Source organism: Demequina sp. NBRC 110051, from assembly GCF_002090055.1.
Classification (GTDB): Bacteria; Actinomycetota; Actinomycetes; order Actinomycetales; family Demequinaceae; genus Demequina.
Map to the genome: position 1 here is coordinate 1 of NZ_BBRH01000018.1, position 17,894 is coordinate 17,894.

12 protein-coding genes are annotated in these 17,894 nt (G+C 69.8%); 7 read left to right on the forward strand and 5 right to left on the reverse strand.

Annotated features, from left to right (window positions below):
• Positions 1–28: 28 nt before the first annotated feature.
• Positions 29–478 carry a ribose-5-phosphate isomerase gene (locus B7K20_RS10910; protein WP_084102558.1) on the reverse strand — a complete coding sequence of 150 codons (450 nt, stop codon included), beginning with the start codon at positions 476–478 and terminating at the stop codon, positions 29–31.
• A 78-nt stretch (positions 479–556) separates the two neighbouring features.
• Here B7K20_RS10910 and B7K20_RS10915 point away from each other — a divergent pair, with 78 nt between their 5' ends.
• Entirely contained in the window at positions 557–2,494 is a 1,938-nt protein-coding gene (locus B7K20_RS10915) for a M13 family metallopeptidase (RefSeq protein ID WP_084102559.1), read from the forward strand.
• A 271-nt stretch (positions 2,495–2,765) separates the two neighbouring features.
• On the opposite strand, the gene B7K20_RS10920 is transcribed toward B7K20_RS10915, so the two are convergent.
• Entirely contained in the window at positions 2,766–3,218 is a 453-nt protein-coding gene (locus B7K20_RS10920; RefSeq protein ID WP_159449397.1) for a MarR family winged helix-turn-helix transcriptional regulator, read from the reverse strand.
• A 69-nt stretch (positions 3,219–3,287) separates the two neighbouring features.
• Between B7K20_RS10920 and B7K20_RS10925 the strand changes: the two genes are divergently transcribed.
• Positions 3,288–5,045 carry a chloride channel protein gene (locus B7K20_RS10925; protein ID WP_200809081.1) on the forward strand — a complete coding sequence of 586 codons (1,758 nt, stop codon included), beginning with the start codon at positions 3,288–3,290 and terminating at the stop codon, positions 5,043–5,045.
• A gap of 12 nt (positions 5,046–5,057) precedes the next feature.
• Here B7K20_RS10925 and B7K20_RS10930 read toward each other — a convergent pair whose 3' ends face one another.
• A complete protein-coding gene (locus B7K20_RS10930; protein ID WP_234985808.1) occupies positions 5,058–6,965 on the reverse strand; it encodes an ABC transporter ATP-binding protein in 1,908 nt (635 codons plus the stop codon).
• 90 nt (positions 6,966–7,055) lie between these two features.
• Between B7K20_RS10930 and B7K20_RS10935 the strand changes: the two genes are divergently transcribed.
• Both B7K20_RS10935 and B7K20_RS10940 read left to right on the forward strand, forming a co-directional pair.
• Entirely contained in the window at positions 7,056–7,523 is a 468-nt protein-coding gene (locus B7K20_RS10935) for a tRNA (cytidine(34)-2'-O)-methyltransferase (RefSeq protein WP_084102561.1), read from the forward strand.
• A 234-nt stretch (positions 7,524–7,757) separates the two neighbouring features.
• The gene (locus B7K20_RS10940) at positions 7,758–8,141 is read left to right on the forward strand and encodes a MarR family transcriptional regulator (RefSeq protein ID WP_159449398.1); all 384 of its coding nucleotides are present in this window, start codon (positions 7,758–7,760) and stop codon (positions 8,139–8,141) included.
• Here the strand turns inward: B7K20_RS10940 and B7K20_RS10945 are convergent.
• Complete coding sequence (locus B7K20_RS10945) at positions 8,126–9,496, reverse strand: MFS transporter (protein WP_084102563.1); 1,371 nt, start codon at positions 9,494–9,496, stop codon at positions 8,126–8,128. The genes B7K20_RS10940 and B7K20_RS10945 overlap by 16 nt on opposite strands.
• A 126-nt stretch (positions 9,497–9,622) precedes the next feature.
• Here B7K20_RS10945 and B7K20_RS12975 point away from each other — a divergent pair, with 126 nt between their 5' ends.
• The 3 genes from B7K20_RS12975 (at position 9,623) to pepN (B7K20_RS10960) (ending at position 15,642) form a co-directional block, all read left to right on the forward strand.
• Positions 9,623–10,279, forward strand: a complete 657-nt coding sequence (locus B7K20_RS12975) for a hypothetical protein (RefSeq protein WP_144018656.1) — start codon at positions 9,623–9,625, stop codon at positions 10,277–10,279.
• 71 nt (positions 10,280–10,350) lie between these two features.
• A complete protein-coding gene (gene pepN / locus B7K20_RS10955; RefSeq protein WP_084102565.1) occupies positions 10,351–12,939 on the forward strand; it encodes an aminopeptidase N in 2,589 nt (862 codons plus the stop codon).
• A gap of 147 nt (positions 12,940–13,086) precedes the next feature.
• The gene (gene pepN / locus B7K20_RS10960; RefSeq protein ID WP_084102566.1) at positions 13,087–15,642 is read left to right on the forward strand and encodes an aminopeptidase N; all 2,556 of its coding nucleotides are present in this window, start codon (positions 13,087–13,089) and stop codon (positions 15,640–15,642) included.
• A 26-nt stretch (positions 15,643–15,668) separates the two neighbouring features.
• Here pepN (B7K20_RS10960) and malQ read toward each other — a convergent pair whose 3' ends face one another.
• A complete protein-coding gene (malQ, locus tag B7K20_RS10965) occupies positions 15,669–17,810 on the reverse strand; it encodes a 4-alpha-glucanotransferase (RefSeq protein WP_084102567.1) in 2,142 nt (713 codons plus the stop codon).
• Positions 17,811–17,894 lie beyond the last annotated feature (84 nt).

Consider the following 17,894-nt stretch of genomic DNA (forward strand, 5'->3'; position numbering starts at 1 on the left):
CTGGCGCGCGGGCGAGAGGGCGCGGCGCTTAGCGCTGCGACTCGTACGCCATCATCTCGTCGATGCGGCGCTGGTGACGGGCGTCCTCGCTGAAGGGCTCGTGGATGAACGCGTCGGCGATGGCAGCGGCCTCATCCAGCGAGTGCATGCGTGCGCCGATGGAGCCGATCTGGGCGTCGTTGTGCTGGCGCGCCAGGCGAGCGGTTTCCTCCGACCAGATCAGGGCGGCACGGATGCCGGGCACCCGGTTCGCGGCGAGCTGCTCGCCGTTGCCTGAGCCGCCGATGACGATGCCGAGGTCGGAGCCCGACGCCACCACGGCCTCGCCTGCGGCGATGCAGAACGAGGGGTAGTCGTCGAGGGCGTCGTACTCGTGGGCGCCATGGTCGACGACCTCGTAGCCTCCGTCGGCGAAGTGCTTCTTGAGGTGCTCCTTGAGCTCGTATCCGGCGTGGTCCGCGGCGATGTGGATGCGCATGCGCCCATCATGCCGTACGGGCCACGCCGAGAGCGAAACGGCACGGCACGCGTCAGCGCGCGCCCCTAGGGTGAGTCCATGGCACTGCATTCCGGCATCGACACGTCCGAGTTCTCGCCCACCATCCGTCCCGGCGATGACTTCTTCCGCTACGTCTCCGGTCCCTGGGAGGACTCCCACGTCATCCCCGATGACCGCTCGGCCGACGGCAGCTTCTACACCCTGCGCGACGAGGCGGAAAAGCACACGCGCGCCATCATCGAGGCGGCCGACAAGGACTCCCTCATCGGCGCCCTGTACGCGTCCTTCATGGACGTGGGCCGCCTGGGCGCGCTGGGAACCCAGCCCCTCACAGCAGACTTCAACGAGCTCTCTGCCGCCGCGGATCACGACGCGCTCGCCGCGGCGATCGGCCGCCTCCAGCGCACGGGCGTGACGGGTCTCGTGGGCTACTACGTCTTCGCCGACAAGATCGACCCCGACCGCAACGTGGTCTACATGAGCCAGTCAGGCATCGGCCTTCCCGACGAGGCCTACTACCGCGAGGACTCTTACGCCGAGGTGCGCGAGAAGTACACGGCACACATCGACCGCATGGCCGCGCTCACGGGCCGCGACTTCACCGGCGCGGACGTGCTCGCGCTCGAGACCGCGATCGCCAAGCACCACTGGGACGTGGTGAAGTCGCGCGAGGCCGAGCTCACCCACAACCCCACCACGCTCAGCGAGCTGACGACGACGGCCCCGGCGTTCCCCTGGGCCGCGTGGGCCGACGCCATCGAGATGCCGGCCGCCGCGCACGACCTGCTCGTGGTCGGCGAGCCCAGCTACATCGAGGCGATCGCCCAACTGTGGGAGTCCACCGATCTCGACACGTGGAAGCGCTACTTCGCCTGGCGCATCGTCAACTCGCGCGCCGCCTACCTCACCGAGGAGATCTCCAAGGCGAACTTCGAGTTCTACGGCACGGTCCTCTCGGGCGCCCTCGCCCAGCGCGAGCGGTGGAAGCGCGGCGTGGGCTTCGTCGAGGCCGTCGCGGGCGAGCTGGTGGGACAGGAGTACGTCAAGGAGCATTTCCCGCCGTCGCACAAGCAGGACATGGACGCGCTCGTCGCCAATCTCATCGAGGCGTACCGCGTGTCGATTCAGGGCCTCGAGTGGATGACGCCTGCGACCAAGGAGCGCGCGCTCGACAAGCTCGCGCAGTTCACGCCCAAGATCGGCTACCCCGACAAGTGGCGCGACTACTCGGGCCTCAGCGCCGATCCCACCGACCTGGTGGGCAACGTGCGTGCCTCCTCGGCGTTCGAGGAGGACTGGGAATGGTCGAAGATCGGCCAGCCCGTGGACCGCACCGAGTGGCTGATGACCCCGCAGACGGTCAACGCGTACTACCTGCCGATGGCCAACGAGATCGTCTTCCCCGCCGCGATCCTGCAGCCGCCGTTCTTCCACCCCGAGGCTGACGACGCGATCAACTATGGCGGCATCGGCTCCGTGATCGGACACGAGATCGGCCACGGCTTCGACGACCAGGGCTCCAAGTACAACGGCCGCGGCGCGCTCGAGGACTGGTGGACCGAGGAGGATCGCAGCGCGTTCATGGAGCGCGCCAATGCCCTCATCGAGCAGTACAACGGCTACTCGCCGCGCCAGCTCGAGGGCTCGCACCACGTCAACGGCGCGCTGACCGTGGGCGAGAACATCGGCGACCTCGCGGGAGTCGAGATCTCGCTCAAGGCCTACGAGATCGCGCTGGGCCACCCCATCGACGAGGCGCCCGAGGTCGACGGCCTCACCGCCAAGCAGCGCTTCTTCATCGGCTACGCGCTGACCGAGCGCATGGTGGTCCGTTCCGAGGCCCTCATCACCCGCATCGCGATGGACCCGCACTCCCCCAGCGAGTTCCGCGTCAACGGCATCGTGCGCAACATGAATGCCTGGTACGACGCGTTCGGCGTGAGCGAGGACCACGAGCTCTACCTGACCCCCGAGGCGCGGGTATCCATCTGGTAGCCAGCGGGTTTACAGTGGTGACAGGCCCCGTGGTGGGGCTGTCACCGTGAGACGGGAGGCCGCATATGGCTGAGAAGACGAACATCGACCTGATCGACGTGACCGCGGACAGCGCGGCCGCCGAGAAGACCGGCGGCTGCTGCGGCGGAAGCTGCGGCTGCGGTAACTAGTCGACCCGCAACCTTTCTAGACCCGAAGGGCGGGGCCTGATCCAGTGGATCGGGTCCCGCCCTTCGGCGTTTCTTGACGACGGCCGATGCCGTGGCTGGGTTTACATGCCCAGCGTCAGGAGGTCGGGGGCACCCGGCTCTTCCGCGGCCGCCGCGTAGAGCTCCATGCCCCGGCGCACCGCCTCCCGTTCGTCGGGAGACAGGCGCTCGAGCGTCGCGGCGACGCTGTCACGGCGCCTGGCCATGGCATCGGCCACTAGCGCCTCCCCCGCGGGGGCGAGGGCGATGACCACCTCGCGGCGATTGTCGGGCGCGGCCTCCCGCGTGACGAAGTCCCCCGCGACCAGGCGCTCGACGGTGCGCGTCAGGGTCGAGGGGTGGACGCCCAGCGTGTCCGCGAGCGCGCCCATGCGTTGGGGGCCGGCCGCGGCGAGGACCACGAGTGCGCGGTATTGCGGAAGCGTGACGTGCTCGAGGGCGCCCTGGAGGGAGCGGGCCACGTGCCCGAGCAGGGCGCGCGAGGCTGCCATCGTCGCGTCGGCGGAGGACTTCATGGCGCCCATCGTAGGCGCGGGCGAGTGCTAGGGTGCAACAGTTGCACCCTAGCAAGTATTGGAAGCCGAGTGACCCGTCCCCGCCCCCTCGTCCAATGGCGCCCCACCCTCCGGGTCGCCGGCTCCGATCGCGCCACCCTCATGGGACTCGCCGTCGTCGCGGGCGTCCTGTCGGGGCTCGGCGCCGTAGCCTTCCGCTGGCTCGTCGAGCACGCCACGTTGCTCTTGTCTGGCCAGGCCGACTACGCCGCGACCACCGATCACCCCTCGCATCCGTGGCTGCCCGGCCTCGGCGGCTGGTTCGTGATCCTCGTTCCCGTCATCGGCGGCCTGATCTACGGCCCACTGGTGCACCGTTTCGCCCGCGAGGCGCGCGGCCACGGCGTGCCCGAGGTCATGTACGCGATCCAGCGCAAGGGCGGGCGGATCGCCGGCAAGGTCGCCTTCGTCAAGGCGGTCGCGTCCGCGGTCACCATCGGCTCGGGAGGCTCGGTGGGCCGCGAGGGACCCATCGTGCAGATCGGCTCCGCGCTCGCCTCGTCGCTGGGCCGCATGGTGCGCGTCCCCGGGGCGCAGCTGCCCCTGCTCGTCGCTTGCGGCGCCGCGGGCGGCATCGCGGCGACGTTCAACGCGCCGCTGGCCGGCGTGTTCTTCGCGCTCGAGCTCCTGCTCGGATCGTTCGCGGTGGGCTCGTTCGCCGCCGTGGTCATCGCCTCCGTGACCGCGTCCGTCATCGCGCGCGGCATCCTCGGCAACGAGGCGTTCCTCGTGTTGCCGGAGTTCTCCGTGGGCCACGTGAGCGAGTACGCGATCTTCGCGGCCCTGGGACTCGTCGCCGGAGCGCTCGGCGTGGGCTTTTCCAAGGTGCTCTATTGGTTTGAGGACGCGGCCGACCGCATCTGGCGCGGGCCCGAGTGGCTCCGGCCCGCCGCGGGTGGCCTTCTGCTGGGCGTGCTGGTTTTCGTGCTCCCACAGATGTACGGCGTGGGCTATCCCGTGCTCGAGGGCGCGGTCATGGGTGAGTACGTGGTTCCGTTCCTCCTGGTTCTCCTTGCCGCCAAGGTCGTCGCCACGTCCCTCACCATCGCCATCGGCGGCTCAGGCGGGGTGTTCGCGCCCTCGCTCTTCCTCGGCGCCATGCTGGGCGCCGCCGTCGGGCAGGCGGCCGATGCCGTCCTTCCCGGGCTCGACCTGTCTCCCGGTGCGTACGCGATCGTGGGCATGGCGGCCGTGTTCGCGGGCTCGTCGCGCGCGCCGATCACCGCAGTGCTGATCCTCTTCGAACTCACCGGCGAGTACTCGGTGATCCTGCCGCTCATGCTCGCCGTGGTGATCGCGACCGCGACCTCCTCGCTGCTCAGCCGCGACACGATCTACACGGCGAAGCTGCGCCGGCGCGGCATCGACCTCACGCGCCACGCCGCGCGCACCGCCCGGCTCGCTCACGTCCAGGTGCGCGAACTGATGGCGCCCACCCCTCCCACGCTGGCGACGGGGACGCTAGCCACACTCGCCGCCCAGCGCATCCTCGCCGCGGGTCGCTCGAGCCTTCCCGTGGTCTCGGACGACGGCCTCTATGTGGGCATCGTCACCGCCGACGCCGCCGCCCGGGCCCTCGCGGATGACGACGAGGCCGAGAGCCTCGTCGTCGCGGACGTGTCGCAGTGGCGCGACCACATCGGGCCAGAGGAGGCCCTCGACGGCGTCCTCGACACCATGCTCGGCGGCGACGCCGACGATGGCCTGCCCGTGCTCGACGACGCTGGCCGCGTGGTCGGGTGGCTGGGCCACGACGTGGTTCTCAAGGCAGTGACGCAGACCGCCTGAGCCCGGGGTGCGTCAGTCCCGGCGCTGCTCGGCGGCCAGACGTGCGTACAGGCCGCCCGCGGCAATGAGGTCGCCGTGGGTGCCCGTCTCCACGATGCGCCCACCGTCGACCACGTGAATCACATCAGCGTCCGCGATCGTCGAGAGGCGGTGGGCCACCACCAGCGTGGTGCGCCCCTCGGCCGCACGATCGAGCGCGGCCTGCACCACGCGCTCGGAGACGGTGTCCAACGCGCTCGTGGCCTCGTCGAGCAGCAGCACCGGCGGGTCCTTCAGCAGCACGCGAGCGATCGCGATGCGCTGCTTCTCACCACCGGAGAGCCGATATCCGCGCTCCCCCACGATGGTGTCGTAGCCGTGTTCGAACGTCATGATCTGGTCGTGGATATTGGCCGCGCGGCAGGCCTGCTCGAGGTCGGCGTCGCTGGCCTCCGGCCGCGCGTACCGCAGGTTCTCGGCGATCGACGCGTGGAACAGGTAGGTCTCCTGGCTCACCACACCAATACGGTCGACGATCGACTCGTGCGTGAGCTCGCGCACGTCGGCGCCCGCGAACTCCACCGCGCCGGAAGACGCCTCATGGAGCCGGGCCGCGAGGTAGACGATGGTGGTCTTGCCCGCGCCCGACGGACCCACGAACGCGACGGTCTGACCGGGCTCGGCCACGAAACTCACGCCGTCCAGCGTCGCGGCGCGGTCCGCGCCTGCGTCCGGGTAACGGAAGACGACGTCGCGGAACGCCACCCACCCCATCGGACCGGGGGCGGACGCCACGTCACGGGCGTCCGGCGAGTCGACGATCGCGGGCGTGAGGTCCAGGTACTCGAAGATGCGTGCGAAAAGCGCCTTCGAGGTCTGGATCTCGAGCGCCACACGCATGAGCGCCATGAGCGGAAACAGCAACCGCCCCTGGATCGCGGTGAACGCGACGATGGTGCCGGCGGTGATGGTCGGCTCCACGCCCTGGCCGTTCGCGCGCGCGATCAGCAGGCCCGCCACGAGATAGATGACCGCGGGCACGGAGCTCATGATCACCGTCACGAGCCCGAAGAACCACTGCCCCGACATCGACAGGCGCACCTGCAAGTCGATCTGATTGGCGTTCTCGGCTCCGTAGCGCTCCGATTCGAGGCGCTGACGGTTGTAGACCTTCGACAGCAGGATGCCGCTGACGGACAGCGTCTCCTGCGTGATGGCGGTCATCTCCGACAGCGACTCCTGGGTGCGCGACGCGAGCCGCGCCCGCACCTGGCCCACCCGACGCTGAATGGCGACCAGCGCGGGCATGAGGATCACAGCGACGAGCGTGAGGCGCCAATCGAGGAGGATCATCGCGACGAGGGAGGCCAGGACGGTCACCGTGTTGCCGATGATCGACGAGACGAAGGTGGTGAGCACGCCCGAGACGCCGCCCACATCATTCTGAAGTCGAGACTGGATCACACCGGTCTTGGTCCGCGTGAAGAATGCGAGGTCCATGGACTGGAGCTTGTCGAACAGCCGGGTGCGCAGGTCGCCGGTGACGCGGTTGCCCACGCTCGCGGTGACGTAGGTCTGCCACACCCCCAGCGCGGCCGTCGCGATGAAGATCACGATGACGAGCGCGACGAGCTCCGCGAGCAGCACCAATTGGGGGCCCGCGTCGCCGGGCGGGAACAGCGCATCGTCGAAGATGCGCTCGATGATGAGCGGCGGCACCACTCCGGCCGATGCCGTCAGCACCACCAGGACGGCGGTGAGGACCAGCGCTCCCCTGTACGGACGGAACAGTGCGAGGACGCGGCTCCACAAGTCGGGGATCACGGGTGCGTCGGCGTTGGCGGCACGCTGTGCGGCCTCGTCACGTCCCGAGATTCCGCGGTGGCCGCCGCCTCCACCGAGGGCGGCGCGCCGCGATCCGGGCGGGGCAGACATGCTCATGGCGGTAAGCCTAGGGCGGCGCTGCTCCCCTCCCTCACCGGTCTGCGCTTGAGGTGCGGCCTTCACCTCACCGCCTGGGAGGATGGCCTCATGTCCAGCGCACCGCATGTTGTCTTCTTCGAGCCTCGCATCCCGAACAACACGGGCAACGCGATCCGGCTGTCCGCCTGTACCGGGGCACCGCTGCATCTCATCGAGCCGCTCGGCTTCGACCTGTCGGAACCCAAGCTCAAGCGCGCCGGCCTGGACTATCACGACCTCGCCTCGATGACCGTTCATGCGGACTTCGAGGCCATGCTCGCGGCCATGCCGCACTCCCGCGTCTTCGCGTTCACGGCTCACGCCGAGACCGTCTACTCCGACATCGAGTACCGGCCCGACGACGTGCTGCTGTTCGGACCGGAGCCCACGGGACTTCCCGAGGAGGTCATGGCCCACGAGCGCGTCACGGGCCGGGTGCGCATCCCCATGCTCCCCGGGCGCCGATCGCTCAACCTGGCCAACTGCGCGGCGCTCGTCACCTACGAGGCCTGGCGCCAAGGCGGCTTCGCCGCCTGAGCCCGCCCCATACGCAGGCCCAGCGTTCTGCACAGGCCCACCACGGCATCGGCCGTCTCCACCGTCCCTGGTAGGAGGGGCACACCCTCGTCGCCAATCCTTAACGTGTTAACTATGCGAGACGAGAGACCCCCCTCCCTCAGCGAACACGCGCCGCTCGTGAACACCGTGAGGATTCTGGAGGCGCGTCAGCGGGATGTGGCGGCCAATGTCGCGCCCGACCCCATTTTCTTCATGACACTGCACCAGGCGTTCCTGTTTCAGCACGTGGCGCGCAGGCCTAGTGGTGTGCCGCTGGTGGTGCTCGCGAACCACGCGCTGACCAGCGCCGCCGCCGTGACTCAGATGGTGCGGCGCATGGCCCTACGCGGTTTCATCGATGTCGAGCGCGACCCGGAGAACGGCAGGTGCCGACTGGTCACACCCACGGCGAAGGGGTACCACGAGTACGAGCGGGTGTTCTCGATTGCCGTCCAGCAGGACCAGCTGTGGAGCGGATATGCGTCGAGACACATGCGCTTAGGCGGCGCCGTCTCCATCGAGGGGTACGCGCAGGCCGGGCTCGAGCTGTGGAGGCGCGAACCCGAGGTCACGGGACGGCGCTACGCCACCGGGTGACGATCGTCGTACTGGCGGAACGTCTCGCCCGTGCGGGCGCGGCGCACGCGGGTGAGGACCGCGATCAGGCCGATGATGGCGAGCCCTCCCAGCAGCGGCGGGCACCACAGGCCCACGGCGGTAGCGAGGATGCCCGCATACATGTCGCCCACGCGCGGGCCGCCGGTGACGACGACCACGAAGATCCCTTGGAGGCGTCCGCGCATCTCGTCGGGCGAGGCCTGGATGATCATGGTCTGGCGGAAGATGGCGCTCACCTCGTCGGAGGCACCCAGCCCCGCCATAGCGACGGCAAGCAGGATCATTGCGGGCCAGAAGATGCCGTCCCAGCCCGGCGCGGCGGTGTGATCCACGCCCTCCATCACGAGCACCACCACGCCGAACATCACCGCGAAGGCGCCGAACGTGGTGATGGCGCGCGCGATCGCCACGCCATGGCGATGCACGTGCGCGACCGGTCCGGAGAAGAGCGACACCAGGATGGTTCCCACCGCTCCGGCGGCGGTCAGCGCGCCCACGGTGAGCGAGCCGCCGCCCACCACCGTCGCGCCGAGCGCCGGGAACAGCACATAGGGGCGGCCAAAGGTCATCGCCACGACGTCGACGATGAAGCTCATCCTGATATTGGGGCTGCGCCGTAGGAACCCCGCCCCTTCGCGGAGCATGCCCCATCCGGCCTCAACCCGACGTCCCAGGCGCGGCAGCGCCGGCAGGGTCCACACGCCGAGGAAGCCCGCCGTGAACAGGATCGCGTCGATCGCAAACGTCCACGCGAGACCTACTGACGACGCCATCACGCCCGCGAGCGCCGGCCCCAGCGTCAGCGTCGCGCCAAAGGCAATGCCGTTGAGCGCAGTGGCGCGCGACACCAGATGCGGCTCGAGGATGCGTCCCACCACCGAGCCGCGTGTGGCGCTCGAGATGGTGGAGGCGACCGCGTTCAGGGTCGTCACGACGTAGAACGGCCACACGGGCGCATGGCCACCACCGGCGTGGAGCGCCACGTCCCAGGCCGCAAGCGCGACCAGGGCGAGCGTCGACGACCACGCCACGAGCGACGAGACGATGAGGAGCCGCCGGCGGTCAAAGACGTCGGCGAGCACGCCGCCCCACAGCCCAGCCACAATCATGGGCAGCAGGGCGATGCCGCCGACGAGTCCCACGGCGAACGTCGAGGCGGTGATCTCGTAGATCTGCAGGCCGACGGCGACCACCGTCATCTGCGCGCCGATGCCCGCGACGGCGCCGCCGATCCACAGACGCGCGAACGCGGGCGACTCCTTCAAGGGTGCAAGGTCGACCAGGTGGCGCCGGCGCGCTGGCGGTGCGGCCGTACCCGGCTCCTCGTGACTCACCGCGGCAGTCTACGGGCGAGCGCGTGACACCGTGGCTGCGAGGTTCTAGCCTCGAAACATCGGGCGAGGGGACCCGGCGCGGGCGAGCCACGGGAGGCCCACCCGCGGAGCTGAGGGGAGGTCGGCGTGCACCACGTTTCACCTCACGCACGCGCCCAGGCGGGCGCGTGGGCGACCGGCGTCGTCGGCGCGCTCATCCTCACCGGATGTCTTTCCGGACCTGGCACCTTCGTGCCCCCCGCCATTCCCACCGCGGATGCGTCCGCGACAACGGAGCCAGGAACAGAGCCCCATCCGGGAGCGACCGCAGGCGGGGCGTCGGTAGCGGCGATCGCGGCATCGGCCTGTGGCCTGCTCGACGGCGCGACCCTCGCGAGCGCGACGGGCCATGCGATGGAGCCGACCGCCACTGCGGACGACCCCGACTCGCACGCCGACGCGCTGCCCACCTGCCGCTGGGTGTCCGTCGACACGGGTGGCGACGCGACGCTGGCGGCCGAGGTCACGATCATGGTCGACCCGACGATCACCGACATCGACGAATTCGTCGAGCAGGCCACCGCCGACGCCGACGCCGCCGGTCTGCCCCACACCCACCTCGCTATCGACGGCGCGGATGTGGCCTTCGGCGGCGACGGAGAGGGCTTCGCGGCGGTGGTGGTGGTCTTCGCCGGGGTGGTGCACCAGGTGATTTACTCCGCTCCCGACGACGCCAACCGCCTGCAGGTGGCCGAGCGCCTCGCCGAGGAGATGGCACAGCACACGCACGGTGAGGAGCGCTGACGCCGCCCCGTTCGCTGACGGCCAAGGCGTCCAATGCGTGCCGTTTGCGCCACGCGTGACAGAATCGCCTCATGCCTGGTACTAACCTCACCCGCGCGGAAGCCGAGGCCCGCGCCGCCATCGTCTCCACCGAGGCGTATGCCGTCGAGCTGGACCTCACCACCTCCGAGGAGACCTTCCGCTCGACGTCGACCGTCCGCTTTGGCGCCACCGCCGGCGAGACGACCTTCATCGACCTGATCGCACCGGCCGTCCACCGGATCGTCCTCAACGGCACCGAACTGGACCCCGCCGAGCACTTCGTCGACAGCCGCATCACGCTGTCCGACCTCGCCGAGCACAACGAGCTCGTCGTCGAAGCCGAGTGCGCGTACATGAACACCGGCGAGGGCCTGCACCGCTTTGTGGACCCCGAGGACGGCGAGGTCTACCTCTACAGCCAGTTCGAGGTGGCCGACACGCGCCGTATGTTCGCCGTGTTCGAGCAGCCCGACCTCAAGGCCACCTTCCAGTTCACGGTGACCGCGCCCCAGCACTGGCACGTGCTGAGCAACAACCCCGGCACCTCCTCCCCCGTCGACGGCACCATCACCATTGCCGACGTCGAGCGCGCCAAGGTCCGCTGGGAGTTCACCGAGACCGTGAAGCTCCCCTGCTACGTCACCGCGCTCGTCGCGGGCCCGTACCACGAGGTGCAGGGCACGGTGCAGTCGCGCAAGGGCGAGCTGCGCGCCAACGTCTACTGCCGCGCCGCGCTCGCGCCATACCTCGACGCGGACGTCATCCTCGACGACACCCAGCAGGGATTCACCTTCTACGAGGACAAGTTCCAGTACGACTACCCGTTCGAGAAGTACGACCAGATCTTCGTCCCCGAGTTCAACGCAGGCGCCATGGAGAACGCTGGCTGCGTCACGTTCCTCGAGGACTACGTGTTCCGCTCCAAGCCGCCGCAGGCCCGCGTCGAGCGACGCACCGTCACCGTGCTGCACGAGCTCGCCCACATGTGGTTCGGCGACCTCGTCACCATGAAGTGGTGGAACGATCTGTGGCTGAACGAGTCGTTCGCCGAGTACGCCTCGACGGTCGCGACCGTCGAGACCACCAAGTGGAAGAACAACTGGGTCACCTTCAATGCCCTCGAGAAGACGTGGGCGGCGCGCCAGGACCAGCTGCCCTCCACGCACCCGATCATGGCGGACATCAAGGACCTCGAGGACGTCGAGGTGAACTTCGACGGCATCACCTACGCCAAGGGCGCCTCGGTGCTGCGCCAGCTCGCCGCCTGGGTGGGCCAGGACGAGTTCTTCGCGGGTGTCGCGGAGTACTTCCGCAAGCACCACCACTCCAACACGACGCTGCGCGACCTGCTCGTCGAGCTCGAGGAGACCTCCGGGCGCGACCTGTCGGGATGGTCTGAGGTGTGGCTCGAGAAGGCCGGCATCACGACGCTGCGCCCGCAGATCGAGGTGGACTCCAACGACGACATCGCGGCGTTCGAAGTGCTGCAGGAGGTGCCCGCCGAGTGGCCCACGCAGCGTCCTCACCGCGTGGGGCTGGGCGGCTACGACGTGGTCGTCGATGAGAAGGGCGTGACGCGCCTGGAGCAGTCCATGCACGTCGAGATCGATGTCAGCGGCGAGCGCACCGACGTCGCCGAGTTGGTCGGCAAGCACCGCCCCGCGCTGATCCTGGTCAACGACGGCGACCTCGCCTACGCGAAGGTGCGCCTGGACGACCAGTCCCTCGCGACCGCGGTCGAGCACGTGGGCGCGTTCACCGACCCGCTGGCCCGCTCGATGGTGCTGACGGCCGCATGGGACATGACGCGCGACGGCGAGATGCCTGCACGCCAGTACATCGACCTGGTGCTGAAGAACATTGGCCGCGAGACCGAGTCGACCACGGTCATGGTGCTGCTGCGCCAGCTGACCACCACTCTCGCGCTGTACGTCCACCCCGCCCACGAGGAGGACGCGGCGCAGCACGTCGCCGAGCAGCTGTGGAAGCTCGCCATCGAGGCGCTGCCCGGCTCCGACAGCCAGCTGCAGTTTGTGCGCGCCTTCGCCGCCCATGCCCAGTCCGACCTGCACCTGGACAACCTCCAGGGTCTTATCGACGAGAAGCTCCACCTCGAGGGCCTCGAGATCGACAAGGACCTGCAGTGGGACCTGCTCATCGGCCTGGTGGCCGGGGGCCGCGCGGGAGAGGTGGCGATCGAGTTGCAGCTCGCGAAGGACGGATCCGCCTCGGGACAGCGTCGCGCCGCCCACGCCCGTGCAGCGATCCCCACCGCCGAGGGCAAGCGCGCCACCTGGGACGCGCTCGTCAACGCCGAGAAGGACATGCCCAACGCACTGCAGTACGAGGCGACCGCGGGCTTCACGCACGTGCACGATCTCGCGCTCCTCACGCCCTACGTCGACGAGTACTTCGCCTCGGTGCGCCGCATCTACGCGGACAAGACCAGCGAGATCGCGACCAACCTCATCGAGGGGCTCTACCCCGCCGAGCTCGCCGGTCGCGTGGCCGACCTGCAGGACAAGGCCGACGCGTGGCTCGAGGCGAACGCGGACGCGCATGACGCGCTGAAGCGCCTGATCGTCGAGGGCCGCGACGGCGTGCGCCGAGCCCTGGCGAACCAGGAGCGCGACTACTAAGCGATAGCGCTTTCACGACGGGGACGGCCGCCTGGCCGTCCCCGTCGTTTTTTATGCGGCCGATGCCGTGGCGGGGCTTCGTACGAGGGCCCGCCACGGCATCGGCCCGTCTCACGTCCCCGGCCATGACATGGGAGACTGGCCCGCATGGCCACCACCCTCACGAGGGACGAGGCAACGGCGCGCGCCGCCGTGTTGTCGTCCGCCGAATACCGCGTCCATCTCGACTTCACGGGAACGGGCGACACCTTCCGCTCGACCTCGACGGTGATCTTTGACGCGGCGCGCGACTCGGCAACCTTCCTCGACCTGGTGGGCAAAGCCGTGAGCGTGCGGGTCAACGGCGAGGAGCTCGACCCCGCGACCGTGCACGTCGACGACCGCGTCTACGTGTCGGGGATGCACGGGCCCACGGAGGTCGTGATCGAGGCCGAGTGCGACTACCGCACCACCGGTCAGGGGATTCATCGCTTCATCGACGCCGCGACGGGCGACTGGTACCTGTACAGCCAGTTCGCGACGGACGACGCGCGCGGCGCCTTCGCCGTGTTCGACCAGCCCGACATCAAGGGCACCTTCCAGTTCACCGTGACCGCGCCGGCGGCCTGGCAGGTGATCTCCAACACGGCGCAGCCCGCGCCCGTCGAGTCGGGCGAGGGTGCGCTGACCTGGGAGTTCGCTCCCACGGTGCCGCTGCCGTGCTACGCCGCTGCCGTTGTCGCCGGTCCGTACGTCTACGAGGAGGCGGTGCTGCAGTCCGCGAAGGGCGACATCCCCGCACGCGTGTACGGCCGCCCTGAGGTCGCCGACCACCTCGCGTCCGCGCGCCTGTTCGCCGACGTGCAGGCCGGCATCTCGCTGTACGAGCGCATCTTCGCCACCGAGTACCCGTACGACAGCTACGACCAGATCTACGTGCCGCAGTACAACTGGGGCGCCATGGAGAACGCGGGCTGCGTGACGATTTCCGAGGACCGCTACCTGTTCCGCACCGAGGTGTCCCAGTCCGAGCTCGAGGCCCGCACCAACGTGGTGCTGCACGAGCTCGCGCACATGTGGTTCGGCAACCTTGTCACCATGCGCTGGTGGGACGACCTGTGGCTGAACGAGTCCTTTGCGGACTTCGTCGCGCACCATGCCGCGACCCAGGTCACGGAGTACACGGACGCGTGGGTCGCGTTCGGCGCGGGCCGCAAGTCGGTGGGTTACGTGCAGGATCAGCTGCCCACCACGCACCCGGTGCTGGGCGACGTGCCGACCGTCGAGGCGGTCACGGGCACTTTCGACATGATCACGTACGCCAAGGGCGCCTCCGCGCTGCGCCAGCTCGCCGCGACGCTCGACCTGCCCGTGTTCTTCGCCGGCGTCGCGTCCTACGTTCACGCCCACCACCACGGCAACGCGACGCTCGCGGACCTGTTCGCCGAGCTCGAGTCGGCCTCCGGGCGCGACCTGTCCGCGTGGTCGCGCGCGTGGCTCGAGACCCCCGGCGTCACGACGCTGTCGGCGCAGGTGACGACCGACGATGCGGGGGCCGTCACCTCGCTCATCGTCGACGAGGAGGTGCCCGAGGGTGCCCTTCACCACCCCCACCGCTTGGTCATCGGCGGCTACACGCTGAGCGACGAGGGCCTCACACGCCGCTGGAAGGTCAGCGCGGACGTGGCGGTCGGCGACGACGGCGCGGGAGTGTCGATCGCGGAGGCGATCGGGAAGGCCGCGCCCGACCTCCTGCTGGTGAACGACGGCGACCTCACCTACGCGAAGGTGCGCCTGGACGCGCGCTCGCTCGCCACGGTCGAGGCGCACATCGCGGAGCTTTCCGACCCCATGGCGCAGCACCTCGTGCTCGACTCGCTGTGGCACTCGTGCCGCGACGGCGTGTTGCCCGCGGCACGCTACGTGGGTGTGGTGCTCGAGGCCGCAGGGACGCTCACCAACTCCGAGGTCCTCGGCGCGCACCTGGCACAGATCGCCACGGCGATCCGCCGCTACGCTCCCCCGGCCTCCCGGGAGGAGCTCGCGGGCTCGACCGCGCAACGCCTGTGGCAGCTGCTGGGCGAGGCCGCACCCGGATCGGACGCCCAGCTGCAGCTCTTGCGCGGCTTCGCGTCGCTCGTGACCACGGACGCGCAGGCGCAGATCGCCGCAGAGCTGCTCGACGGCGTCACCTCGATCGAGGGACGTGAGATCGACTCCGAGCTCACCTGGGACCTCGTGACCGCCCTGGCTCAGGCGGGCCGCATGGATGACGCCGGGATCGACGAGCGCCTCGCGGCCGACCCCTCGACGGCCGGTCAGCGCCGTGCCGCCGGGGCCCGTGCGGCCCTCGCCGGCGCCGAGGCCAAGCGTCGCGCCTGGGACTCGATCGCGCACCCCGACGGCGCCGTGCCACCCAACGCCATCGCGTTCGCGACCGCACTGGGGCTGGGCCGCTCTCACCGTCCCGAGGACCTCGAGCCGCTGCTCGACGAGATCCTTGCGGGGCTGCGCCCCATGTACGAGTCGATGGCGTCCTTCATGGCGCTGCGCGTCGCGAACTACGTGTTCCCCACCGCTCTCGCGGGGCGCGTGCCCGGGCTCACGGGGCGCGTCGAGGCGTGGCTCGCGGACAACGCCGATGCGCCCTCGACGCTGCTGAAGGCCGTCACCGAGGGTCTCGACGAGATCCGGCGCTCCGAGCGCGCCCAGCAGGCGCGCTAAGCAGGGCCGGGCTTCCTGGGCGCGGGTCAGGCCTCGCGGGCCGTGCGCACCGCCTCGAGGAGCCGCTGCACACGCGGGTGCTCGAAGATCTCATCGACGAGCACGGGCACGCCATTGGCGTCGGCCAGCGGCACCTGCCAGTTGGGGTACTCGGTGTGCGTGCCCGGGTGGTTCTGAGAGCGGCGCTCTCCCACGGCATCGGTGAGCGCCACGGCCGTGAGGATCGCGGGGGTGTGCATCGCGAGGCGGTGCACACCGGCGACGAGGTCCTCCTCGTTCCAGTCCTCGATCATCCAGTCGCGCTCGCGCAGGTAGGCGACCATGCGCTCGCGCTCCTGATCGGCCTGGGCGGTGACCGTCGCGACGTCGTCGAGGATGAGGCCCAGCTCCTGGCGCACAGGAATGTGCTCGCCGGCAAGGTACGCCGCGGTGGGCGGAAGGTCGTGCACGGTGACGGACACCAGGGCATCGGACCGGTAGTGCTCGGGTGGGGTCGGCGAGCCGTCCCACTGCTTCTCGAAAAGCGCCACGACGGTGCCGAGCAGCCCGCGCTCGTTGAGGTAGTCCGACACCCACGGCTCGAGAGTGCCGAGGTCTTCGCCGATGACGATCGCGCCGGCGCGGTCGGCCTCGAGGGCGAGGATGCCGATCAGCGCCTCGTGGTCGAAGTTCACGTAGACGCCGTCCGAGGGCGCGTGCCCCTCGGGCACCCACCACTGGCGGAACAGGCCCAGGATGTGGTCGATGCGGAGGGCACCCGCATGCCTCACCGCGGCGCGCACCACGTCACGGAACGGCACGTACGCCGCCGCCTCGAGTGCGCGCGGCTGCCATGGGGGCTGCGACCACGACTGGCCAATCTGGTTGTACATGTCCGGCGGGGCGCCCACCGCGATACCGTCGGCGAGCACGCGGCCCAGGGCCCAGGCATCGGCCCCCTCGGGGTGTACGCCGACCGCAAGGTCTGTCATGACGCCGATACTCATGCCGGCGTCGCGCGCCACCCGCTGCGCCCGTGACAGTTGCTCGTCACAGATCCACTGCAGCCACGCGTGATAGAGGACGCGGTCCGCGTGCTCATCGCGCCAGGCGTCCACGGCGGCGGGCAGTCGCTGGGCGAGTTCGTCGGGCCACGGCACTCCCCGGTGAGCCTCGGCGATCGAGCACCAGGTCGCGAAGTCCTCGAGGGAGCGACCCTCGCGCAGGCAGAACGCCTCGAAGGCCGCCTGCCGGCCGGCCGAGCGCGGCGCGGCGAACACCTTCTCCAGCGCCGCGGCCTTCATCCGCCACACGCTGTCGCGGTCGATGCGGTCGGTGCTGGAGTTGACCCGCCGCGGCCGCTCGGCCTCCCACTCGAGGACGGCGCGTTGCTGCGACGGCAAGTAGGCGACCTCGGTGATGTCCTCGACGCGAATGTACAGCGGCGACAAGAAGCGCCGGGACGTGGGGAGGTAGGGCGACGGCTCGATGGGAGGCACCGGCTCGGTCGCGTGGAGCGGATTGATCTGGATGAAGTCGGCTCCGGCGGCGGCGGACAACGCTCCCAGGTCGGCGAGGTCGCCAAAATCGCCGATGCCCCACGAGCGCTCCGAGCGCACCGAGTACAGCTGCGCGGCCAGGCCCCACGGACGGCGTGCGCTCACCTCTGCGGGCAGCGGCACCCGGTCGGGCACCACGACGACGTAGCCGCGAGCCCGCACGCCAGTGGTGCGGGCCTCGACCCTGTGCCATCCGAGCGGCAGGTCGGCGGGGATATCGAAGGTCGCCCGGCCGATCAGGCGCGGTCCCACCTGGCGCGGCTCGACCAGCACGTCCAGCTGCCCCAGGTCGCGGGCGGAACCGTCCTCGAGCGTCAGGGCCGCGGCGGCGGGTTCGCCGTGAGTCACGTGCACCGGAAGGTCGTGACGCTGACCGATGCGCACCACGGTGATGGGCGGCACCATGCGGGCCCACGGAAGATCCTCCAGCGCAGCGCGCGAGGCCTCACATTCGGCGTCGTCGCCGGCCGCGACACCCATCGCGGTGAGGGCCGCACGCACGGCCGCGATCGAACTGGTGCGGGAGTTGCCGTCCCATCCGGTGTAGGTCAGGGACACGCCGCAGGCGCGCGCGAGGGCGGCGAGCGCCTCGCTGGGCGCCTCAGCTTCTGGTGAGAGGTGCGTGTCCACTCGTCTATCCTGCCAGGTTCACACCAGTTTTCCAGGGTGATTTTGGTACCACCGGGCCCACATTGACGGCCGATGCGTCACGAT